This window comes from Kitasatospora sp. MAA19 (assembly GCF_029894125.1).
Classification (GTDB): domain Bacteria; phylum Actinomycetota; class Actinomycetes; order Streptomycetales; family Streptomycetaceae; genus Kitasatospora.
This window is the reverse complement of sequence record NZ_JARXYZ010000037.1, coordinates 20704-42365: the sequence shown is the minus strand read 5'-3', so window position 1 is coordinate 42365 and position 21662 is coordinate 20704. Positions and strand designations below refer to the sequence as shown.

The 21662-nt window shown below is 75.1% G+C and carries 20 protein-coding genes; 11 read left to right on the top strand and 9 right to left on the bottom strand.

Annotation, left to right across the window (positions count from 1 at the left end):
• Positions 1-66: 66 nt before the first annotated feature.
• A complete protein-coding gene (locus P3T27_RS34700; RefSeq protein ID WP_280685275.1) occupies positions 67-576 on the bottom strand; it encodes a sugar transferase in 510 nt (169 codons plus the stop codon).
• A gap of 269 nt (positions 577-845) precedes the next feature.
• Positions 846-1118, bottom strand: coding sequence for a hypothetical protein (locus P3T27_RS34695; protein WP_063350167.1), 273 nt, complete (start codon positions 1116-1118; stop codon positions 846-848).
• A gap of 363 nt (positions 1119-1481) precedes the next feature.
• On the opposite strand from P3T27_RS34695, the gene P3T27_RS34690 reads away from it, so the two are divergent.
• Positions 1482-2531, top strand: a complete 1050-nt coding sequence (locus P3T27_RS34690; RefSeq protein WP_280685274.1) for a polysaccharide deacetylase family protein — start codon at positions 1482-1484, stop codon at positions 2529-2531.
• 385 nt (positions 2532-2916) lie between these two features.
• On the opposite strand, the gene P3T27_RS34685 is transcribed toward P3T27_RS34690, so the two are convergent.
• Both P3T27_RS34685 and P3T27_RS34680 read right to left on the bottom strand, forming a co-directional pair.
• A complete protein-coding gene (locus tag P3T27_RS34685) occupies positions 2917-3072 on the bottom strand; it encodes a hypothetical protein (RefSeq protein WP_280685273.1) in 156 nt (51 codons plus the stop codon).
• Complete coding sequence (locus tag P3T27_RS34680) at positions 3069-3854, bottom strand: aspartate/glutamate racemase family protein (protein WP_280685272.1); 786 nt, start codon at positions 3852-3854, stop codon at positions 3069-3071. The genes P3T27_RS34685 and P3T27_RS34680 overlap by 4 nt, the downstream gene beginning before the upstream one ends.
• Before the next feature lie 66 nt (positions 3855-3920).
• Here P3T27_RS34680 and P3T27_RS34675 point away from each other — a divergent pair, with 66 nt between their 5' ends.
• Positions 3921-5060 (top strand): glycosyltransferase, encoded by a 1140-nt coding sequence (locus tag P3T27_RS34675; protein WP_280685302.1) that lies wholly within the window; start codon positions 3921-3923, stop codon positions 5058-5060.
• Positions 5061-5124: 64 nt separating this feature from the next.
• Positions 5125-5871, top strand: coding sequence for a class I SAM-dependent methyltransferase (locus tag P3T27_RS34670; protein WP_280685271.1), 747 nt, complete (start codon positions 5125-5127; stop codon positions 5869-5871).
• A 106-nt stretch (positions 5872-5977) separates the two neighbouring features.
• Here P3T27_RS34670 and P3T27_RS34665 read toward each other — a convergent pair whose 3' ends face one another.
• Positions 5978-6652 carry a thiol:disulfide interchange protein DsbA/DsbL gene (locus P3T27_RS34665; protein WP_280685270.1) on the bottom strand — a complete coding sequence of 225 codons (675 nt, stop codon included), beginning with the start codon at positions 6650-6652 and terminating at the stop codon, positions 5978-5980.
• 225 nt (positions 6653-6877) lie between these two features.
• Positions 6878-8209: a glycosyltransferase family 4 protein gene (locus P3T27_RS34660; protein ID WP_280685268.1), complete on the bottom strand. Its 1332-nt coding sequence runs from the start codon at positions 8207-8209 to the stop codon at positions 6878-6880.
• A 371-nt stretch (positions 8210-8580) separates the two neighbouring features.
• Here P3T27_RS34660 and P3T27_RS34655 point away from each other — a divergent pair, with 371 nt between their 5' ends.
• From P3T27_RS34655 to P3T27_RS34630, 6 genes are all read left to right on the top strand, one after another.
• On the top strand, positions 8581-9711 hold the full coding sequence (locus tag P3T27_RS34655; protein ID WP_280685267.1) for a glycosyltransferase family 4 protein: 1131 nt from the start codon (positions 8581-8583) through the stop codon (positions 9709-9711).
• Positions 9712-9943: 232 nt separating this feature from the next.
• Complete coding sequence (gene mscL / locus P3T27_RS34650) at positions 9944-10393, top strand: large conductance mechanosensitive channel protein MscL (protein WP_280685266.1); 450 nt, start codon at positions 9944-9946, stop codon at positions 10391-10393.
• A 434-nt stretch (positions 10394-10827) separates the two neighbouring features.
• On the top strand, positions 10828-11619 hold the full coding sequence (locus tag P3T27_RS41095) for a DUF6643 family protein (RefSeq protein ID WP_348534180.1): 792 nt from the start codon (positions 10828-10830) through the stop codon (positions 11617-11619).
• Positions 11620-11816: 197 nt separating this feature from the next.
• Entirely contained in the window at positions 11817-12695 is an 879-nt protein-coding gene (locus tag P3T27_RS34640; protein ID WP_280685265.1) for an MOSC N-terminal beta barrel domain-containing protein, read from the top strand.
• A gap of 253 nt (positions 12696-12948) precedes the next feature.
• Positions 12949-15378: a right-handed parallel beta-helix repeat-containing protein gene (locus tag P3T27_RS34635; protein ID WP_280685264.1), complete on the top strand. Its 2430-nt coding sequence runs from the start codon at positions 12949-12951 to the stop codon at positions 15376-15378.
• A 47-nt stretch (positions 15379-15425) separates the two neighbouring features.
• Positions 15426-15794 carry a DUF6191 domain-containing protein gene (locus P3T27_RS34630; RefSeq protein WP_280685262.1) on the top strand — a complete coding sequence of 123 codons (369 nt, stop codon included), beginning with the start codon at positions 15426-15428 and terminating at the stop codon, positions 15792-15794.
• 71 nt (positions 15795-15865) lie between these two features.
• Here P3T27_RS34630 and P3T27_RS34625 read toward each other — a convergent pair whose 3' ends face one another.
• Positions 15866-16996, bottom strand: a complete 1131-nt coding sequence (locus tag P3T27_RS34625; RefSeq protein WP_280685260.1) for a PLP-dependent cysteine synthase family protein — start codon at positions 16994-16996, stop codon at positions 15866-15868.
• Positions 16997-17173: 177 nt separating this feature from the next.
• On the bottom strand, positions 17174-18352 hold the full coding sequence (locus tag P3T27_RS34620) for an ROK family protein (protein ID WP_280685301.1): 1179 nt from the start codon (positions 18350-18352) through the stop codon (positions 17174-17176).
• A gap of 140 nt (positions 18353-18492) precedes the next feature.
• Here P3T27_RS34620 and P3T27_RS34615 point away from each other — a divergent pair, with 140 nt between their 5' ends.
• Positions 18493-19746 (top strand): MFS transporter, encoded by a 1254-nt coding sequence (locus tag P3T27_RS34615; RefSeq protein ID WP_280685259.1) that lies wholly within the window; start codon positions 18493-18495, stop codon positions 19744-19746.
• Positions 19747-19875: 129 nt separating this feature from the next.
• Positions 19876-20463: a HutD family protein gene (locus tag P3T27_RS34610; RefSeq protein ID WP_280685258.1), complete on the top strand. Its 588-nt coding sequence runs from the start codon at positions 19876-19878 to the stop codon at positions 20461-20463.
• Positions 20464-20571: 108 nt separating this feature from the next.
• Here the strand turns inward: P3T27_RS34610 and P3T27_RS34605 are convergent, their stop codons facing one another.
• Positions 20572-21423: an alpha/beta fold hydrolase gene (locus P3T27_RS34605; RefSeq protein ID WP_280685299.1), complete on the bottom strand. Its 852-nt coding sequence runs from the start codon at positions 21421-21423 to the stop codon at positions 20572-20574.
• Positions 21424-21662: the final 239 nt, after the last annotated feature.

Genomic DNA, 21662 nt, shown 5'->3' with positions numbered 1-21662 from the left:
GCGTCGCAGCCTATCGAGCCACCGGGGCGGGGCGGCGGGCCGGTGGCGGCCCGCGACCGCGCCGCCTCACCGCACGAGGTCTCCCTCCGGGCGCAGCAGGGCCAGGACGGTCAGCCCGAGGATCCTCAGGTCGAGCCGGAGCGAGCGGTGCTCCACGTACCAGAGGTCGAGTTCGGCCCAGTCGGGCCGGGCGAGCGGGCGGCGAGCCTGGAGTTGGGCCCAGCCGGTCAGACCGGGTCGGACGTCGAGCCGGCCGCGCTCGCGGCCGGAGTAGCGGACCACCTGGTCCGGGCGGGCGGGCCGGGGGCCGATCACCCCCATCTCGCCGCGGGCGACGTTCCACAGCCGGGGCAGCTCGTCCAGGCCGGTCCGGCGGAGCAGGGTGCCGAGCCGTCCGCCGCGGCTGGTCCGGAACCGGAGGATCTGGAACTCCCGGCCGTGCCGTCCGGTCCGAGTCAGCCGCAGGAGCACCGGGCCGCCCGCCGTGCAGCGGAGCAGGCCGGCGATGACCAGGGCCAGCGGGAGCGCGACGATCCCGGCCAGGGCGGCGAGGGCGAGGTCCCCGCCGCGTCTCATCTCGGTCCGCTGTCCGGTTCGGACACGACGCTGCCGCCCATCGCTCCCCCTCCGCGGCGCCGTCGAGCCGCAAGAACGCATTCACAGTATGAGGCGCCATGGAGCCGCCGCCCGGGAATGGTGAAAGAGGTGAGCAGAACATTGTCCGACAGGCCGAAATTCGGTCGATCTGACCAATATCGCTCGATCCGCCGCCCGGAATGCCGAGGGCAATCGAACTACAGCCGTCCGCCGAGGCGCTCGGGCCGTCAGGCGGGTGCGTCAGGCGGTCAGAGCGCCGCACCCCGGCGGTAGCGCAGCAGCCCGAACGCGATCCGGCCGAGCAGCAGCACGCCCGCGGCGAGGCAGCCGGCCACCGCCATCGCCCAGGCCGGACCGTCACTGTCCGGAACGATCACCGCCACCACGATGCCCAACGCCAGGCAGGCCAAGCCCACCACGGCGAGCAGGAGCTGGTGGGTGACCAGGGCTCCACCGCTCCACGCGCGGGCCATCCGGGTCGCGCCGTGCAGGTGGAATGGATCACGGTCCGCATCTGCCATGAGCCCAAGGTACCCCCGACGGGCGCCGGCGGCAGCCCGCGGGGAGTGATCGTTCGGCCACCCGGCGCGACCGGCCCACAGCCCTCGCCGCGGGCCCCGCCGAAGCCCTTCCGATCCGGCCCCGGTCGTGCATTCCGGCTCCACAATCAGTCCACGAAAAATCCTCGTCCCCCCGGTACAACCATCCGCTCGGTGCAGCGGTCTCAATGGCATTGAGCGATCCAGGAGCCGTTCGCGGGAAGGGTGCGAGCCCCCACCGCGGACCGGAATACCCAGGGGCCGGAGCCGCCGCCCCCTGGAGTCGGAGGCCGGGCTCCGTCCTCCGGCGGTACCGCCACGCCGCTCGGCGACCGAGGGGGAACCGTGCCGCAGTCCCAGTCCACCACGTCGATCTCCATGGCCCCCACCAGGCCCGCCGCGGTCGTCAGCACGCTGACGTCGGCCACCGGCCGCCGCCGCCCGCCCACCGAGAGGGGCCGGCCCTCCCCCGAGCCGGGTCGGCCGGACGCGCGGGGCGAATGGCTGCGGTTCGCCCCCGTCCAGCCGCTGTTCCGCGCCCGCGCCGCACAGCGCCTCGCCGTGCTCGCCTACCACGGCGTCACCGACCACCGGTCCTTCGGCGCCCAGCTCGACCGGCTGCGAAGACTGGCCACCCCGGTCTCGCTCACGGCCGTCCTGCAGGCCGTCACCGAACAGCGGCCCCTGCCGCCCCGCAGCGTCCTGGTCACCTTCGACGACGCCGACCGCAGCGTCCTCACCCACGCCCTGCCCGCCCTCGACGCCCGCGGTATCCCCGCCACCGCGTTCGTCATCTCCGAACTCATCGGCACCGAGCGCCCCTTCTGGTGGCACGAGGCCGACTTCCTCGCCCGGCACGGCGGCCGCGCCCGCTCGCTCGACTGCGGGCACCCCTCGCAGCTGCTCCCCCGGCTCAAGGCCATGCCCGACCCCGACCGGCGGCGCAGCCTGCACGAGCTACGGGTCAGCGCCGACCGCCGGCCGCCCCGCCAGGAACAGCTCACCCCCGCCGACCTGCTCGCCCTGCGCGACGGCGGCGTCGCCATCGGCAACCACACCCAGGGGCACCCCTGTCTCGGCCGCTGCGACGACGCCACCGTCCGGGCCGAGATCACCGGCGCCCACGAGGCCCTCACCCGCTGGCTCGGCGAACCCCCCATCGCCTTCGCCTACCCCGACGGCGGGCACGACCCGCGGGCTGAAACCGTCCTGCAGGAGCTGGGCTACCGTCTCGGCTTCCTCTCCGACCACCGGCTCGGCCCGCGCATCCCCTCGCACCCCCTCCAGATCAGCCGGCTCCAGGTCGACTCCACCACCAGCACCCGGCGCTTCGACACCATCCTCTCCGGCCTGGAACCCGCCTACCGCCGCTGGCGCCGCCAGGCCGTCGCCTGACCGGCCGCGCCCGGTACGCGGGAAGTCGGCGGGGCCGACTTCCCGCTCCGGCGGGCTTCGGGGGGTCAATCTGAGCCCCACGGCCACCCAGGCCGAGGGGCCAAGATGTGCCCTGCAGTACCAGGTATGGCTGGTACAGCCGGGACACCCCGGGGATGACGGTCAGGAGCGAAACCTGGCCCAACGGCGTGCCGCACAACCTGCGGCCTTCTTCGCCCTGGCCCGACCATCGGGAATCGGGGATCGGGGATCGGGGGCAAAAGATCTTCCCGCCGCACACCCGGACGCCGCCGATGGCAGCCAGCGGGTAAAAGTTAGTCCCACGGCATCCGGGCGCGACTCCTGCGCCGGCAGGAGGCGGGAGCGGTGAGCGCGGTGAGCGCGGTCAGCGGGCGCTGAGGGCCGGAGCGGGCGTGGGGCCGACGGCCGCGAGCAGACCGATGCCCCGGCACCGCAGACCGCGGTGGCCCGGGCCGCCGCAGGGCTCGGCGAGCATGCCGTCGATCACCGTGCGGTCCCCGGCGACGGCGCTGCCGGTCATGCCGACAGCGGGCTGCGCGTCAAAGCGGCGAGGGCCTGCCCCTCGGGGTAGAGCAGCGCGGCCGCGGGGAGGGCGGCGGGGGTGCCGGCGTGGAGCACGGTGACGGTGCCGGCGCCGGTGCGGGTGGGGTCGGCGACGCGGCGCAGGGCCTGGGCGGCGACGGCGTCGGCGGAGCCGTGCAGGGTGAGCGCCGGGGAGGCGGTGGGGGCGACGGCGGCGCGGATGCGGTCGGCGACGAGTTCGTAGTGCGTGCAGCCGAGCACGATCGCGGCGGTGCCGGCCGGTGTGCGGGCGGCGGCGGCGGCGATGGCGGCGGTGATGGCCGCGTCGTCGCCGTGCTCGACGGCGTCCGCGAGGCCGGGGCAGGCGACCTCGGTCACGTCCGCCGGGCCGCCGAAGTCTCGGATCAAGCCGCGCTGGTAGGCGCTGCCGGTGGTGGCCGGGGTGGCCCAGATGGCGACCGGGCCGCCGAGGGCGGCGGCCGGCTTGATGGCCGGGACGGTGCCGATGACGGGCAGCCCGGGCTCGAACTCGGTGCGGAGGGTGGCGAGCGCGTGCACGGAGGCGGTGTTGCAGGCGATGACCAGCGCGTCCGGTTCGAGCGCCGCGGCGGCGAGCACGCAGCCGCGGGCGAGGTCGGTGACCTCTTCGGGCGTGCGCGGCCCCCAGGGCATCGAGGCCGGGTCGGAGGAGAGCACCAGATCGGCGTCCGGGCGCACCTTCCGAAGGGCGACGGCGGCAGCCAGCAGGCCGATTCCGGAGTCCATCAGTGCGATCTTCACGGGGCAAGACTTTAGTCGATCCGCCCGATCGGGCCTGTTCTGCGGCAGACTGCCGGGGTGACCGTCCTGCTGTGGATCGCCGCGTCCTCCCTGCTGGTCTGGCTCTGGTTGGCGTGCTGCCACGGGCTGTTCTGGCGCACCGATGTGCGGCTGCCGCCGCGCCGTCCGCCGGCTCGCTGGCCGCAGGCGGCGGTGGTGGTGCCGGCCCGGGACGAGGCGCAGGTGCTGCCGGTGAGCCTGCCGACGCTGCTGGCGCAGAAGTACCCGGGGCGAGCGCGGGTGATCCTGGTGGACGACCACAGTTCGGACGGCACGGGCGCGCTGGCGGCGGAGCTGCGGACGATGGACGGGCTGGAGCTGACCGTCACCACGCCTCCCCCACTGCCGCCGGGATGGACGGGCAAGCTGTGGGCGCTGCGGCACGGGGTGGAGCTGGCCGGTCCGGACGTCGAGTACCTGCTGCTGACGGACGCGGACATCGCGCACGGGCCGGACTCGCTCGCGGAGCTGGTGGCGGCGGCGGAGTCCAACGGGCTGGACCTGGTGTCGCAGATGGCCCGGCTGCGGGTGGAGACCGGCTGGGAGCGGCTGATCGTGCCGGCCTTCGTCTACTTCTTCGCGCAGCTGTACCCGTTCCGCCGGAGCAACCGGCCCGGTGGCCGGACGGCGGCCGCGGCGGGCGGCTGTTCGCTGGTGCGGCGGGAGGCGCTGGAGCGGGCGGGCGGGGTGGCCGCGATCCGGGGCGCGGTGATCGACGACGTCTCGCTGGCCCGGGCGGTGAAGTCCTCGGGCGGGCGGACCTGGCTGGGGCTGGCCGGGGAGGTGGACAGCGTCCGTCCGTACCCGCGCCTGGAGCAGTTGTGGCGGATGGTGTCGCGCAGCGCGTACGCCCAGTTGCGGCATTCGCCGCTGCTGCTGCTCGGGACGGTGCTGGGGCTGGCGCTGGTGTACCTGGTGCCGCCGGTGACGACGGTGGCCGGACTGGTCGCGGGGGTGCCCGCGGCGGCGGCGGTGGGCGGGGCGGCCTGGGCGCTGATGGCGGGCACGTACCTGCCGATGGTGCGGTACTACCGGCAGCCCGCGCCGGCCGTGCTGCTGCTGCCCTTCACGGCCGGGCTGTACCTGCTGATGACGGTGGACTCGGCGGTGCAGCACTGGCGCGGCCGGGGCGCGGCGTGGAAGGGCCGGACGTACTCGCGGGCGTGAGGGTCCCGGGCCCTGAAGGCCTGATTCGCGGGCGCGGCAGGCCTGGTGGCTCCATACTGCTCGGATGGACCGACAGCTGATCTCCCGCCTCGCCCATGCCCACCACCCGATCGCCGCGCCGCTCACGGACGAGTCGGTGGCCCGGCTGCTGGACCGCGCGACCGCCGGGACGGACGCCGGCCTCGCGCTGGACCTCGGCTGCGGCGAAGGGGCGTGGCTGGTCCGGGCACTGGCGGCGCGCCCGCACTGGCGGGCGGTGGGAGTGGACCTCGACGCGGCCGCGCTGACCCTGGCCAGGGAGTCGGCCGAGGCGCTCGGGGTGGTCCGCCGGATCGGCCTGCACCACGTGGACGCCCGGGAGTTCAGCTCCGCCGAGCCCTTCGACCTGGTGCTGTGCGTGGGCGCCACCCACGCCTTCGGCGGGCTGCTGCCCACGCTGGCGGCGGCCCGCGAGCACCTGGCCCCGGGCGGCCGGGTGCTGGTCGGCGAGGGCTTCTGGGAGCGGGAGCCGTCCCAGGCCGCGCTGGACGGGCTGGGCGTGGCCCGGGACGACTACGCGGACCTGGCGACCACCACGGACCGGGTGATGGCGGAGGGCTGGACGCCGGTGTCCGGGTACGTGAGCAGCCCGCAGGAGTGGGACGACTACGAGTTCGCCTGGACGGGCACGCTGGCCGCGTGGGCGTTGGACCACCCGGACCACCCGGACGCGGCGCCCGCCCAGGCGGCGGCGGACCGGCACCGGCAGGAATGGCTGCACGGCTACCGGGGGACGTTCGGCTTCGTCACGTACCTGCTGCGCCAGGACTGAACCACCGGCCGGAGCGCGCCACTTCCGTGTGCGGCGCGCTCCGGCCGGTGCGCACGACCGACGGGCAGGACCGGCGCCAGGTCACCGCCCAGGCGGGCGGCGGGCGTCAGTTCCCGCGCAGCTGCTCCTGCTGGACCAGGTAGTCCAGCACCTCGGGCATCTCCTCGACGCCGCCGGCCTTGGTCGGCGAGGTCCGGTACTCGCCCTGGACGACCACCGTCGGCAGCTCGTTGACGCCGTAGCGGACGAACTCGGCGGCGGCCTCGTCGACCGACCGCGCCACGTCGGGGGAACGGTACGCCTGACGGAAGAGCTGGGCGTCCGCGCCGTGTCGCACCGCCCAGTCGGTCGCGGTGGCCTCGGTGGTGAGGTCGGCCTTCTCGGTGTGAACCGAGCGGAAGGCGCTGGTCTGCAGGCGCTCGACCAGGCCCAGGCGCTCCAGCGTGAAGTACAGGCGCGCGTGGCCGCGCTGCACGCCCTCATCCTGGCTGTTGGGCCAGATCGCCGGGACACGCCGCAGGGCGACGTCCGCACGGTGCTTCGAGGCCCAGGCCTGCAGGGGCTGTTCGAGTTGCTGGGAGTGACCGCAGTCGTACCAGAAGAACTCGACCGCCTCGGTGCGGGCGCTCTCGCGCACCGGCTGGGGATGGTCGAGCTTGACGAACTGGGCACCCTCGGACGGGGATTGGTGGGTCACTGCGCCGGCCTGGACGGGGGATACGGCGATCCCGGCGGCGACGACGAACAGGACGGTGGAGCGCAGCAGCGACTTCGAGTTCACACCGCGCAGTGTGCTGGTGACGGTTCGTTACCGTCGAGTCGGCCCGAGCGGGCAGGCCCGGATTCGCCCGATCGGCGCAGCCGGGCCGTCTTCCGGACCGTCCGGGCTGTCCGGGCTGTCCGGGCTGTCCGGGCTGTCCGGGCTGTCCGGGCCGCCACGATGGTCCTGCTGGTCGGGGCCGCGACGCCGCCGGAGCCGCCCGGGCCGCCGAGGCCACCGGGCCCGTCACGGGCCGGGACGCGCCCCCGCCCCGCCGCCCGCCCACACCTCGGCGACCAGCCGCTGCCAGGCGTCCACCACGGCGCCGAGTTCGAAGTGCTCCAGCGCGTGCGCCCGGGCGGCCGCGCCGAGGCCCGCGCGGTTGCACGCCAGCACCTTGGCCAGCGCCTCGGCGAGGGCGAGCGGGTCCCCCGGCGCGACGAGCGCGCCGGTGGCGCCGTCCCGGACCACCTCGCGCACCCACCCGACGTCGGTGGCGACGGCGGGCACGCCGGCCAGTGCCGCCTCGATCAGCGCGCCGGGCACGCCCTCGCTGTCGCTGGTGAGCAGCAGCGCGTCGGCGGCCCGGTAGAGCGGCGCCGGGTCGGGCAGGGCGCCGAGGAAGTGGGCGCGGGCGGCGGCCGGGTGGCGGGCCAGCGTCTCGCGCAGCGGACCGTCCCCGGCGACGGCGAGTCGGACGTCGGGCAGGCGGTCGAGCACGTCGAGGGCGAGGTCGAGCCGTTTCTCGGGGGCGATCGCGCCGATCCAGGCGACCAGCAGCACGTCCGCGGGCAGGCCGAGCGCGTGCCGGGCGGCACGCCGGTCGGCTCGGCCGTCGGCGGGCGGATAGCTCTCGGCGGCGCGGGAGTTGGGGATCACGTGCACCTTGCCGTCGGGCAGCCGGAACTGCTCCTCCAGGACGGTGCGGGCCTCGGTGGTGAGCGTGGTGACGGCGGCCGCGCGGTGCATCAGCGCGCCGCCGCGCACCCGGCGCAGCCGGTTCGCGGTCCAGTAGCGGGGGTGGCCGACGGAGACGTAGACGAAGGGGGTACGGGTACCGGCCAGGGCGAGGGCGCAGGCCGCCAGGGTGTCCGAACCGTGGGCGAGCACCACGTCGGCGGCGCGGGCGGTGGCGCGCAGCGCCCGCAGGGTGCCGGGGTGCAGGCGGCCGGAGCCGAGGACGGCGGCGGCGTGCAGGCCCGCCGCGTCGGCGTACGTGTCGGGGCGCGCGTCGTACGCGTCGGGGCGTACGTCGTGCGCGGTGGGGCGTACGTCGTGCGCGGTGGGGTGAGCGCCGTGCGCGGTGGGGTGAGCGCCGTGCGCGGTGGGGTGAGCGCCGTGCGCCCCGGTGCACTCCCCGGTGCAGGCCTCGGTCCGGGGCCCGGGGAGGGCCGGCCCGGCGGGCCTCGGGGCCGGGTGCGGGGCGAGGGCGCACAGGGCGGAGGCCTGGCCCCGGCGGCGCAGTTCCCGGTGGAGGTCACGGGCGAAGTTCTGGGCGCCGCCGCGACGTGGCTCGCTGATCAAGTGCAGGACGCGGGGGCGGGTTCCGGCCGGGTCGGCCGACGTATCGTCGGGCATGGACCGACCTTGACACAGTGCTCCGCGCCGTACAGCCCCTTCGCGCAACCTGGTGGTGGTCCGTGCGACCACGCGAATACACCTGGTGTGCGCGGGTCGGCCGCGGCCGCGCGCCGGTTGCCCCCGTCGTGCGCCCTGTCCCGCCCCCTCCCGCCCTGCCGCACCCCGCCTCGCCCCCGCTCGCCTCGCCGTACCCCCCACTCGCCCCGCCCCGCCCCGCGATCCGCCCCTGGCCGCCGCCCGGGGTCCGCGGACGAACCGCTGGCGGGCCCGCCGACCACCTGCGATGCTGATCACCAGTCAGGGGGCGTCCGGCACGGGAGAACGGGCGCGCCCGCAGCGGGCGGGGGTGGCCGGTGCAGGTGCTTCTGGTGGTCGACAGCGTGAACCGGATCGGCGGGGCGGAGCGTGCCCTGGTCGCGATGGCCCCTCAACTGGTCCGGGCCGGCGTCACGTTGGACGTCGCCTACCTGTACGACTCCCCCGGCGGCTGGCAGCCGGAACTGACCGCGGCGGGCGCCGCCGTGTTCGGGATCGGCCGGCCCACCCGGGCCGGGACGGCCGCCGCGCTGCGCCGGCTGATCCGCGAGCGCCGGCCCGACCTCGTCCACACCGCCCGCCCCGCCTCGGACGTGCTCGGCCGGGCGGCCGCCCTCGCCGCCCGCACCCCGGTGGTCTCCAGCCTGCTCGACCCGGCCTACGGACCGGAGCAGTCGGCCGCGCACGGCGCGAGCCCCTGGCGGATGCGCACCGCGCAGGCCCTGGACGCGGCCACCGCCCAAGGCGCCCGCCGCTTCCACGCACTCACCCGGCACGTCGCCACCACAATGGCGCGGCGGCTGCGGGTGCCCCGGCAGCGGATCGACGTGGTGCCGCGCGGGCTCGACCCGGAGCTGCTGGGCACGGCCACCCCGGAGCGGCGGGCCACCGTACGCGGTGCGCTGGAGCTGGCGCCGGACGTGCCGGTGGTGCTGGCCGCCGGCTGCCAGCAGTACCGGAAGGGCCTGGACGTCCTGCTGGCGGCCTGGCCGGCGGTCCGGCGCGCACAGCCGGGGGCCGTGCTGCTGCTGGCCGGCGCGGCGGGCCCGCAGAGCGGGCGGCTGCGGGCGCTCGCCGAGTCCGCCGGGAGCGTCCGCCTGCTCGGGCCGCGCGAGGACGTGGCCGACCTGATGGCCGCCGCCGACGCGGTCGCCGTACCGTCCCGCTGGGCCGGCCAGGGCGGCACCGCGATCGAGGCGATGGGCGTCGGGGTACCGCTGGTCTGCACGGACGTGCCGGCGCTGCGCGAGACGGTCGGTTCGGAGGACTACGCCCGGCTGGTGGCACCGGAGCGGCCGACCGAACTCGCGGCGGCGGTCCTCGACACGCTGGACGACCGGGCGGCGGCGCGGGTGCGGGCGAAGGCCGCGCGGGCGCGCTTCCTGACCTCGTTCACGCTGCCTCAGGTGTCGGCGCACATGGTCGAGTTCTACGAGCGCGCGCTGCGGGTGCGGCCGCTCTGACCCTCCCGGGGTTTCCGCCGGGGGTGCTACCGGAGCGCGTACGGCAGCCGGATCGACCCGTACGCGGAGCGTCCGGGCGCCGCCCGGACCTGCCGGCACGGCCCGGGGCCGGTTACGCGGATCGGGTGAACGCGGTTGGACCTCGGCCCGGCCCGGTCGGCAGGATATCCGGCCGGGGCGCCCGTCGCGCCGCCTCATCTCCCCCTTCCCCGTACGGATTTGGAGCCACCCGGTGTTCAAGGGATTCCGCAGCTTCCTGCTGCGCGGAAACGTGGTGGACCTCGCAGTCGGCATCGTGATCGGCGCGGCCTTCACCGCGGTGGTCACCGGGTTCGTCAGCGCCTTCCTCACCCCGCTCATCGGGGTCGCCACCGGCGCCGTCGGCGACTTCACCCAGAAGACCTTCGAGGTGGCCGGCACCCGGTTCCCGTACGGGGTCTTCGTCAACGCACTGATCGGGTTCGTGCTGATCGCCGCGGTGATCTACTTCGCCGTGGTGCTGCCGGTCGGCAGGCTGCAGGCGCGCTTCGAGTCGGCCAAGCCGGCGCCGGTCGCGAAGGTCGACTGCCCGGAGTGCCTGAGCTCGATCCCGGCCGCGGCGAGCCGCTGCTCCTTCTGCACCTCGGAGGTCTCCAGCCGGCCGGGCCTCCCGGCGCAGACGCAGGCGCTGCAGGCGCACTGACCGCAAGCACCGCACCCGGCGCCGCAAGCACCGCACCCGGCGCCGCAAGCACCGCACCCGGCGCCGCAGGCACCGCGGACGCACTGGTCGCGGGCCTCCACGGCCGCTGACAGGGACTTTATTCCCGAAACATTCACGAGCCTCCGCCGCACCCTCGGCGGGGGCTCGAATGCGCCGGCGCACGCCCTGTCCGCAAAGTTTTCTCCGCCGGGTCCGGAACCGTCCACCGCCCGGTCACCGCAAGGGTTCGCGACGCCTCCGTCCGGGCACTGTTCGATCACTGACGGCGCGCCAAGGTTGTCCGGAACTGAACGCCGGTATGTCCGTTCTTCCTACTTTCGAAACCTTTGTGCGAGCGAAGACTGTGTAAACACTCGAACTGCTCCCCCTCCCGCTCTCCTCAGCAGGCTCGTTGTGGGCTTACCGTATGCCCCATGACCTCGCCCCGCTCCTACGACGGAGTCGGCTACCCCTCTCCGTCCTTTTCCTCCGGCACGCCGATTTACGACAGCCTCGTGGCTGAGCGCGGCGTCCCCCAGATCGCACCCATCAACGTGCCGGCCGCCCTGCCGCCGGCCCTGTCGTCCGGTTACGGGGCCACCGCCGGCCCGTCCTACGAGAACCGGTACGGCAACGGGTACGAGAGTGCCGGCAGCAACCTCCCCGCGCTGCCGCCCGCCCGCCTCGCCCTGGGCCCCGGCCCGAGCAGCGGTCCCTCCGCCGGTCCCGCCACGGCGTACATCCCCGCGCAGCCCGCACCGGCGTACGCCTCCGCGCCGCAGCCGCCCGTCCCCGGCTACAGCGGCCCCCAGCCGTACCAGCGACCGCAGCCCGCCGCACCGGCCTTCGCCCAGACCGCCAGCGGCGGCTACCAGCCGACCGGCGGCCAGAGCTTCGGCGGCCAGAACACCTTCATCGGCGGCCAGGGCGGCCAGCAGTCCTTCGGCGCGCAGCCGATCGGCGGACCGGGCGCGTTCGGCCCCGGGCAGCCGGGCGGCCAGCCGCAGGGCGGACCGCAGAGCTTCGGTGGCCAGCAGTCCTTCGGCGGCCCGAACCCAGCCGGCCCCGGCTACCAGGGCCAGGGCGGCGAGCAGGGCTTCGGCGGCGCCCAGCTGCGCCCGGCCATGGCGCCGGCCCGCCCGATGCAGCCGCAGCGCCCGGGCCCGTACGGCGAGCCCGGCCAGTACCAGGGCGGCGGCTACCAGCCGCAGGGCCAGGGCTACTGAGCCGCTGACACCCCAGGGCCGACCCCACCCGGCCCGCACCCGCACCACCTGAGCACCACCCGGCGCGCTCCTCGCGCCGGGCGTACGGAGAACGGGTCATCCACGGACCGTCCGGAACGCCCCCCACGGCGTCCCGGGCGGTCCGTGCGCGTACGGGGGCCTGCGGACCGCCGGGGCCGGGCTGGCAGGATGGGGGAATGCAGCTCACCGGACTCCACGTCTACCCCGTCAAGTCCATGTACCGCCTGAGCCCGGGCACCGCCGCCGTCGAGCCCTGGGGCCTGGCCGGAGACCGACGCTGGATGCTCGCCGACGCCACCGGGCGCTTCGTCAGCCAACGCGAGAACGCCGCCCTCGGCCAGATCCGGGCCGGGCTGCTCCCCGACGGCGCGCTCTCCCTCACCGCCCCCGGCGGCTCCCGGATCGAGGTCCCCGCCCCCGCCGTCGCCGCCGGCGACCCGCTCGCCGAGGTCGAGGTCTGGGGCACCCGCTTCCGCGCCGCCGAGGCCGCCAAGGACGCGCACCAGTGGATCGCCGAACACCTCGGCGACTACCGCCTGGTGCACCTGGACGACCCGCGGGCCCGGCCGGTCGACCCCGACTACTCCGAGCCCGGCAGCACGGTCTCGATGGCCGACGGCTTCCCGCTGCTGCTCACCACCACCGCTTCGCTGGACCGGCTCAACGAGCTGATCGCCGCCGAGCACCCGGACGGCCACGAGACCCTGCCGATGGAGCGCTTCCGCCCCAACGTCGTGGTGGGCGGCGCCGAGCCGTGGGCCGAGGACGGCTGGCGCCGGATCCGGATCGGCGACCTCACCTTCAAGGTGGTCAAGCCCTGCGGCCGCTGTGTCGTCACCACCACCGACCAGGAGAGCGGCGAGCGGCGCGGCCCCGAGCCGCTGCGCACCCTGGCCCGGCACCACCGGCTGCTGAAGAAGGCCGCGTTCGGCCAGAACCTGATCCCCGAGCGGCCGGCCGGCGTCACCGGCGACGCGCTCGGCACGCTGCGCGTCGGCGACGAGGTCGAGGTGCTGGAGGACGGGGCGCAGTGGCCGGCCGACGCACGGGGGTGAACCAGCGGCGTGCCGGTCCACCGGCGCCCCCGGTGGCACCGACGCCCGGCGCCGGCTTCGGAACCACGGCTGTGCGCGCTCGTTGAAACATGTGGTCGGAACCTGTGGCGAAGGCGCGAGCCCCCGGTGCCCGCGCGACCGCGGCCGACCGGACCACCCAGGCAGGCGCGCTACGGTGGGCGGGCCGACCGCGCGCCCCGCGGGTACGGCCCGTTGAACGCCGGCTCGACGAAGGTGGGGACGACAGACCGTCATGGCAGAGCACAGGGTCCGGGTCACCCAGGACAGCGCATCCCGCTGGCGTCGCCGCGCGGGCGAGTACGACACCCTCGCGGAGGCCCTCGCGGCCGCCGAACCGGGCGACACCGTGACCGTCCGGCCGGGGACGTTCCGGGAGAACGTACTGCTGGACAAGCCGGTGACGATCGTCCCGGCCCAGGGCCCGGGCACCGTCCGGATCGACCCGCCGTCCGGGGTGGCGCTGACCGTCACCGCCGACGCGACCGTCCGCGACCTCGTCGTCGAGGGCGGCGACAGCTCCACGCCGGCCGTCCTGATCACCGGGCCGCAGGTCGCGCCCGCGCTCAGCGGCTGCCGGATCGAGACCCGCTCCGCGACCGGCGTCGAGATCACCGACGGCGCCCGGCCGACCCTGCGCGGCTGCGTCGTCGCCAACCCGGCCGGGCTCGGGCTGCGCCTGCGCGGTCAGGGCACCGCCGCCGCCTTCGAGGACTGCGAGGTCGCCGCCGCGGGCCAGGCCGGACTCGCCGTCCTCGGCGGCGCCACCGCCGCCCTCGAACGCTGCCGGGTGCACCATGCCGCCGGCGCCGGCGTCCTGCTCTCCGACCCGGGCAGCGCCGCCGAACTGACCGGCTGCGAGATCTACGAGATCCGCGGCAGCGGCGTCCAGGCCGAGGCGCAGGCGGGCGGGCGGCTCGTCGACTGCGAGATCCACCGGGTCACCGGCAACGGCCTGACCCTGGACGGCGCGGCCGAACTCGTCCTCACCGGCTGCCGGGTGCACGACCTGCCGGAGAACGGCGCCGACCTGCGCGGCCGCTCCCGGCTCAGCCTCGCCAACAGCACCGTCCGGGACTTCGGGCGCGGGGCGCTCTCGGTCTGGGACCAGGGCACCGAGGCCGTCGCCGAGTCCTGCCGGATCCACGGCTCCACCGGCGAGTACCCGGCGCTGTGGGTCAGCGACGGCGCCCGGCTCACCCTCACCGACTGCTCGCTGTACGACCTGCCCGACGCGCTGTTCGTCCTGGACCGGGACTCCGCCGCCACCGCCGCCGACTGCTCCTTCAGCCGGATCCGCAGCTCGGCGGTCTCGGTCAGCGGCGGCGCGGCGGTGACCCTCACCGGCTGCCGGGTCCAGGAGGCCGGCACCGGCCTGTGGTTCCGCGACCACGGGAGCAGCGGGCTGCTCACCGACTGCGAGATCTCCGACGTGGCCACCGGGGTGATCGTCACCAAGGGCGCCGACCCGGTGCTGCGCGACTGCACTGTCCGGGCCAGCACCGACGCCGGGGTGTACGTCTCGGCGCAGGGGCGGGGCACCTTCGAGGACTGCCGGGTCTCGCACGGCAAGGGCTTCGGCTTCCACATCATCGACGGCTGCCGCACCCAGCTGACCCGCTGCCGGGCCGAGCAGAACGAGCGGGCCGGCTTCGAGTTCTCCGAGCCCGGGCCGGTCGCGCAGGGCTGCATCTCGGACGACGTCGGCCCGCCGCCCGGACCGCTCTCCGGCGCGGCCGAGCTGCCGGCCCCGCGCGCCGCCCACCTGGCCTCCGCCACGACCCCGTCGGCCGTGGCGACCGCGACCGCGCCGGCCGCCGCGCCGGTGATCTCCCCGATCCCGGACTGCCGACCCGCCGACGAGGCGCTCGCCGAGTTGGACGCGCTGGTCGGGCTCGCCACGGTCAAGCAGGAGGTGCGCACGCTCATCGACCTGATCTCGGTCGGCAAGCGCCGCCGCCAGGCCGGGCTCAAGGCGCCCTCGCTGCGCCGGCACCTGGTCTTCACCGGCGCACCCGGCACGGGAAAGACCACCGTCGCCCGGCTCTACGGCGAGATCCTCGCCGCGCTCGGGGTGCTCCAGCGCGGACACCTGGTCGAGGTGGCCCGGGTCGACCTGGTCGGCGAACACATCGGCTCCACCGCGATCCGCACCGCCGCCGCCTTCGACCGGGCGCGCGGCGGGGTGCTCTTCATCGACGAGGCGTACGCGCTCGCCCCCGAGGACGGCGCGCGCGACTTCGGGCGGGAGGCCATCGACACCCTGGTCAAGCTGATGGAGGACCACCGGGACGAGGTGGTCGTCATCGTGGCCGGCTACACCCTGGAGATGGAGCGCTTCCTCTCCGCCAACCCCGGTGTCTCGTCCCGCTTCTCACGCACCATCACCTTCCCCGACTACACGGCGGAGGAGCTGCTGGAGATCGCCCGGGCCCAGTGCGCCGAGCACGAGTACGCGCTCGCCGAGGCGACCGAGGGCGTGCTACTCGACCACTTCGGCCGGCTGGAGCGCGGCCCCAACTTCGGTAACGGGCGCACCGCGCGGCAGGTCTTCGAGACCATGGTCGAGCGGCACGCGATGCGGGTCGCCCACCTCGCGGACCCCTCCACCGAGGAGCTCCAACTCCTCGTCCCGGCCGACCTGCCGAGCGCGCCGCTGCCCTGACGCCGGGAACTCGCCACTGCGGCCCGGGCGTTGGGGCGGTCATGGGCATGATTCTGACAGGTGCGGCGGGCGGATTGCTGCTGCCGGCCGGGCTGGTGGTGCTGTTCTTCCTCGGCGCGGTGGTGCGACGACTGCGGGTCGGCCCGGCTACGGGCTCGACGGGGACTGCGGGTTCGGCGGGTGGATGCGGCGCGGGCGCGACGGCGACGGAGGAGCTGCACGCGCTGCTCTACCCGAGCAAGCGCGTGCAGCTGGAGCAGCGCCGGGTCGAGCTGGTGCTGCGGGACGACGAGCACGACGGCGCACCGGCGCGCACCGGGATCGACCTCGCGGGTGGGCGAGCGGCCATCCGGCGGAGCGGGCGGGCGGGCGAGGGCGAGGGCAGCGGCAAACAGATAACAGAATCTGTTCGCTGAAATCTGTTATCTGTTTGCTGTCATCTGTTCGCCGCCCGCCGTCAGCTCTCAGCCGTCCGCCCGCGTCGGCGTCAGCCCGTCCAGACGCCGCCGGCGAGGAAGGACTCCACCGCGGCCCGGTACGGCGCGATGTCGATCCGCTCGCCGGCCAGCCAGTCGTCCGAGTAGTACTTGTCCAGGTAGCGGTCGCCCGGGTCGCAGATCAGGCCGACCACGCTGCCCCGCTCCCCCACCGCCCGCATCTCGGCGACGATCTTCAGCGCGCTCCACAGCCCGGTCCCGGTGGACGCCCCCGCCTTCTTGCCGAGCACCTGCTCCAGCACCCGTACGGCGGCGATCGAGGCGGCGTCCGGCACCTTCATCATCCGGTCGATCGCCCCCGGCACGAAGCTCGGCTCCATCCGGGGCCGTCCGATGCCCTCGATCCGCGAGCCCCGCTCGCAGACGGCCTCCGGATCGTGGTGCACCCAGCCGTCGAAGAAGCAGGAGTTCTCCGGGTCCGCGACGCAGATCCGGGTGTCGTACTGCATGTAGTGCACGTACCGGGCGATGGTCGCCGAGGTGCCGCCCGTACCGGCGGTGGCGACGATCCAGGTCGGCTCGGGGTGCGGCTCCAGGCGCAGTTGGGCGAAGACCGACTCGGCGATGTTGTTGTTGCCGCGCCAGTCGGTGGCCCGCTCGGCGTAGGTGAACTGGTCCATGTAGTGCCCGCCGGTGTTCGCGGCGAGCCGGGCGGAGGCCTCGTACACCTCGTCCGGGCGGTCGACGAGGTGGCACTCGCCGCCGTGGAACTCGATCAGGTCGATCTTGGCCTGGCTGGTGCTCTTGGCCATGACGGCGATGAACGGCACCCCGACGAGCTGCGCGAAGTACGCCTCGGAGACGGCGGTGGAGCCGCTGGAGGCCTCGATCACCGGCTTGCCGGGGCGGATCCAGCCGTTGCAGAGCCCGTAGAGGAAGAGCGAGCGGGCGAGGCGGTGCTTGAGCGAGCCGGTCGGGTGGGTGGACTCGTCCTTGAGGTAGAGGTCGATTCCCCACTCGGTCGGCAGCGGGAAGCGCAGCAGGTGGGTGTCGGCGGAGCGGTTGGCGTCGGCCTGGACCTTGCGCACCGCCTCCTTGAGCCAGTCGCGGTACTGCGGATCGGTCCGGTCGACGTCGACGGTCGGCTCGACGTCGTATATTCTGCCCGGCTGGGTGCTCATGGCCACTCTCCCTCGTCGCGACCCCCCACTGCTCACTACGAGTGTATGAGAGTCACGATAAGTGACCGTTTCCGAAGGGCCAGCTTCCGCTTATCGCCCCTGCCGCGCGGCCTGCCCCGAGCCCTGCTGCTGTCCCGAGCCCCGCCGCCGCCGCGCGACCCCGCCGCCGCCCCGCCGTCAGCCCGCCGTCACCGACTGCGGGTCCGCCAGGTACGGCCCCCACGCCAGCTCCGCCGCACCCGCGAGGGCCCCGTGCGCCAGCTTCGCGCCGACGATCGGCACCCGTCCGCTGCGCCCCCACAGGCTGCGTTCGGCGACCACCGCGCGCAGCCGCCCGGGCGCGGCCTCCAGCAGGTCGCGGTGGAGTCCGCTGAGGACCACCTGGTCGGGGTTGAGGATGTTGGCGACACCGGCCAGTCCGAGCCCCAGCCGGTCGATGACGTGCTCCACGGCAGCCCGCGCGCGTTCGTCACCGGCGGCCGCCTGGCACAGTTCGCGCGCCTGGTCGAGCAGCGGGCGTCCCGGTTCGGGGGTGAGCCCGGCGGCGGCGAACAGCGCGTCGGGGTCGGTCTCGGAGTTGAGGCAGCCCCGGTTGCCGCACTGGCAGGGACGGCCCTGCGGGTCGACGGTGAGATGGCCGACCTCCAGGGCGAGGCCGGCGCTGCCGGTGTGCAGGTGGCCGTCGATCACCAGCGCGCCGCCGACGCCGCGGTGGCCGGAGGTGACCAGGAGCAGGTGGCGGGCGCCGCGCCCGGCGCCGTGCCGGTACTCGGCGAGCGCGGCGAGGTTGGCGTCGTTGGCGATCGCGGTGGGCAGCGGGCGGAGGGCACCGGGGCCGTGGTCGGCGCGGCCCACCTCGACGTCGTACAGGTCGGCGACCGGGGTGCCGCTGGGCCAGGCGAAGTGCAGTGCGGCGAGCGCGGCACCGTCCGGTTCGGTGACCGGGTTGGGCAGGGCGAGCGCGGCGCCGAGGCAGCGCCGCGTGGTGGAGCGGGCGAGTTCGGCGCCCGCCTCGGCGACGGCGCGCAGCATCCGGACCGGGTCGGTGGCCGCGGGCAGCGGCAGATGGACGGGCGGGTCGAGCAGGCCGCCGAGGCCGGCCAGGGTGACGCTCAGCCCGTCGGCGTGGATCTGCCCGGCGACCACGACCGGGCCCTGCGGGTCGATCGCGAGCCGGTGCGAGGGCCGGCCGCGTCCGCCGCCGGCCGGGCGCGAGTCGACGGTGATCAGGCCGAGCGCCTCCAGTTCGGCCGTGACGGCCCCGGCGGTGGCCCGGGTGACGTCCAGCGCGCGGGTGAGCGCCGAGCGGGTGGGCGTCTGGCCGGTGTGGATGAGCGAGAGTGCGGGGCCGAGCAGCGTCCGACCGCGGTCGGGGGCCGCGCGGCGGTGGGCGTCGCGCTGCGCTTCGAGGTCGGTCCCGGAACCTGGTCGCGGACTTGAAGGTGAGAGCTGCACGCCCCTATTGTGACTTTGTGCCGCTTCGAAACAAAATCCGCTTGCATCCTCGGCCGGACCCGGCCTCCTCCCAGTCTCGCAGCACACCCCCCGGAACCGACAGCCCCTGGGGCGCCGCACGGCTCGCGCTCACCGCGTTCTTCGCCGTCGACGGCTTCCTCTTCGCCGCCTGGGTGGTCCGCATCCCGGACGTCCGCAGCCAGGTCAGCGCCTCGCACAGCGCCCTCGGGCTCGCCCTGCTCTGCCTGTCGATCGGCGCCGTCCTCACCATGCCGCTGGTCGGGCGGCTGTGCCTGCGCTACGGCTCGCGCCCGGTGACCGTCGGCTCGCTCGCCCTGCTCAGCCTCGCCGTCCCCCTGCCCGCGCACGCCCACTCGGTCGCCGCGCTCGGCGGCGTGCTGCTGCTCTTCGGCGCCGGGTACGGCGGCGCCAACGTCGCGATGAACAGCGCAGCCGTCGATCTGGTGGCACAGCTTCGACGGCCCGTCATGCCCAGCTTCCACGCGGGTTACAGCCTCGGCGGCCTGCTCGGCGCGGGCATCGGCGGGCTGCTCGCCGGATCGCTGAGCACCGCCTGGGCGCTCGCGCTCGGCGGACTGCTCGGCCTCGCCGTCACCGCCGCCGCGGGCGTCGTCCTGCTGCGCAGCCCGGCCGCGCCACTGATCGCGCCCGGCCGCACGGGCGACGGCCGCAGCGACGACGGCACCAGCGCCAGCACCAGCACCAAGACCGCGAGCACCGCCGGTCGCGCAGCGCCGCACCTGCGCCTGCTCGTCCTGCTGCTCGGCCTCACCGCGATGTGCACCGCGTACGGCGAGGGCGCGATCGCGGACTGGACCACGCTCCACCTCACCGACGATGTCCACGCCAGCCCCGGGACGGCCGCCGCCGGGTACGCCGCGTACGCGTTCGCCATGACCAGCGGGCGGGTCGGCGGCACCTGGCTGTCCATCAAGCTCGGCCAGACCAGGCTGATGCTGCTCGGCGGGCTGACCGCGGCGGCCGGCATGCTGGTCGCCGCGCTCGCCCCGGTGGTGCCGCTGGCCGTCTGCGGCTTCGTCCTGGTCGGCCTCGGCCTCGCCAACCTCTTCCCGCTCGCGATCGCCCGGGCCGGCGCGGCGGGCGGCCCGCAGGGCGTCGCGCTCGCCTCGACGCTCGGGTACGGCGGGATGCTGATCGGTCCGGTGGTGATCGGCTTCCTCGCCGACGCGGCCGGGCTGCCGATGGCCCTGACCACCGTCGCGGTGGCCGCCACGGCGGCGGCGCTCCTGCCGCTGGCCGTCGGACGGCGCTGACGGGCCCGGTCAGCCTGACGCGGCGGACGCGGCGGACGGCGCTGATGCGGCGGACGGCGCTGATGCGGCTGATACGGCTGACGGCGCCTCGGCGTGGCCGCTCGCGGACGTGGTGGCAGGATGCGAGCCATGACGACCAGCGGACGGATCCAGATACTGCGGGCGGACGAGCGCCCGGCCACGACGTGGCTCAACGGGGGCGGGGTGACCAGAGAGGTCGCCGGTTTCCCCACCGGGGCCGGGCTGGACGCGTTCGACTGGCGGGTCAGCCTCGCGGACGTCGCGTCGGCCGGGCCGTTCTCGCCGTTCCCAGGCGTCGACCGGGTGATCACCCTGGTCGAGGGTCCCGGCATGACGCTCACCGTCGACGGCGCCGAGCACCTCGTCGACATGCCCTTCCGTCCCTTCGCCTTCCCCGGTGACGCCGCGACGGACTGCCGGCTGCCGGCCGGTCCGGTGGTCGACTTCAACGTGATGACCCGCCGCGGCCGGGTCGGCGCCACCGTGGACGTGCTCACCGCGCCGGCCGCCGTGGACGTCCCGCCGGAGGCGACCGTCCTGCTGGTCTGCCTCGCCGGTGGGGCCGTCGTCGGCGACGAAGCCGTGCTCGACCGCTTCGACGCCGCCCTGCCGGCGGGGCCCGGCACGTGCGAAGTCCGGGTCCGGACCGGCGGAGCCGTCGCCGTGGTCACCCTCCGCTCGACGCCCGCGCCCTGACGCCTACGCACTGACGCCCGATCTCCAACGCTCGATCTCCAACGCCGCCGACGACGACGCCCCGACTCGGGGGGGCCTCCCGGGCCGGGGCGTCGCGGCGTGCTCGGCTCAGCCGCAGAACACCGGTGTGGCGTGGGCCGGGTCCAGGGCGTTGGTGACCAGGTGCAGCGCCGTCGGCGAGAACGCGATCGCCACGTGCTCGGCGAGCGTGATCGGGCAGTGGTCCTGCAGCACCTCGTTGTCGACGTTCGGGCCGGTCAGTAACTGGGTCCGCCACGGGGTGACGACCTCGTCGTACACGGTCGAGATCACGGTGTAGCTCACGCCGGGCACGGTGTCCGGACGGGAGGCCATCGTGCGGTTGAAGTCGGATCCCACCGCCTGGTCCCGGCAGGCCTGGCAGACGGTGTAGATCAGGTCCGCGGCGCCGGGGAAGTACGGCACGAGCTTGGTGATCCCGTCGAGCGTCGTGCCGTGGTTGGACGGCGCCAGGCCGACCAGTCGGCCGACCTTGGCGGCGCCGCCGAGGAACTTCAGGTAGTAGTTCGGCAGCATGCCGCCCTGCGAGTGCCCGACGATGTCGACCTTGGCCGCTCCCGTCGCGTTCAGCACCAGGTCGACGAACCGGCCGAGTTGGGCCGCCGACTCGGGCACCGGGCCGAGACCGCCGATCGGCAGCAGCAGGCCGCTGCCGCTGGAGGTGATGCCGGGGATGGTGCCGTAGTCGAGGGCGAAGACGCAGTACCCGAGGCCCTTCAGCAGCGGGGAGAGCGTGAGCCAGTTCTCGTAGCGGTTGGCGAAGGTGCCGTGCACGAGGACCACCGGGTCGGGGTGGGCGGCGGTCGGCCGGCAGCTCCAGTCGTTGGCGCCGGGCGGCGAGGCCACCGAGTCGCCGTCGGGCGGCAGTTCGGCGACGGACGGGGTGCGGCCGGAGGCGGTGGCGGAGGGGGCGGCCGCCACGGCAGGCCTGCCAGGCGCGGCGGACGCGGCACTCGCCGGAGCCGTCGTCGCGCCGACCAGCAGCGCCCCTGCCAGCAGGGTCACGCCGAAGGCTCCTCCGAGCCTACGACGCAAGGGAGTTGCGGACAAGCAGAGAAGTGGGGTTCTCAACTGTTGCCTCCACGGCGGATTTTTGTTACCAACAGGTAACCCGAGTGGCTCCATCATGCGGTCGCCCCTCCGGCCCGGCCCTTGGGCGT

Bases quoted from the DNA above. Each gene is read 5' to 3' on its own strand.
- P3T27_RS34700 (WP_280685275.1), bottom strand. From the start codon at position 576: ATGAGACGCGGCGGGGACCTCGCCCTCGCCGCCCTGGCCGGGATCGTC.
- P3T27_RS34695 (WP_063350167.1), bottom strand. From the start codon at position 1,118: ATGGCAGATGCGGACCGTGATCCATTCCACCTGCACGGCGCGACCCGG.
- P3T27_RS34685 (WP_280685273.1), bottom strand. From the start codon at position 3,072: ATGACCGGCAGCGCCGTCGCCGGGGACCGCACGGTGATCGACGGCATG.
- P3T27_RS34670 (WP_280685271.1), top strand. From the start codon at position 5,125: ATGGACCGACAGCTGATCTCCCGCCTCGCCCATGCCCACCACCCGATC.
- P3T27_RS34660 (WP_280685268.1), bottom strand. From the start codon at position 8,209: ATGCCCGACGATACGTCGGCCGACCCGGCCGGAACCCGCCCCCGCGTC.
- P3T27_RS41095 (WP_348534180.1), top strand. From the start codon at position 10,828: ATGACCTCGCCCCGCTCCTACGACGGAGTCGGCTACCCCTCTCCGTCC.
- P3T27_RS34640 (WP_280685265.1), top strand. From the start codon at position 11,817: ATGCAGCTCACCGGACTCCACGTCTACCCCGTCAAGTCCATGTACCGC.
- P3T27_RS34635 (WP_280685264.1), top strand. From the start codon at position 12,949: ATGGCAGAGCACAGGGTCCGGGTCACCCAGGACAGCGCATCCCGCTGG.
- P3T27_RS34630 (WP_280685262.1), top strand. From the start codon at position 15,426: ATGATTCTGACAGGTGCGGCGGGCGGATTGCTGCTGCCGGCCGGGCTG.
- P3T27_RS34625 (WP_280685260.1), bottom strand. From the start codon at position 16,996: ATGAGCACCCAGCCGGGCAGAATATACGACGTCGAGCCGACCGTCGAC.
- P3T27_RS34610 (WP_280685258.1), top strand. From the start codon at position 19,876: ATGACGACCAGCGGACGGATCCAGATACTGCGGGCGGACGAGCGCCCG.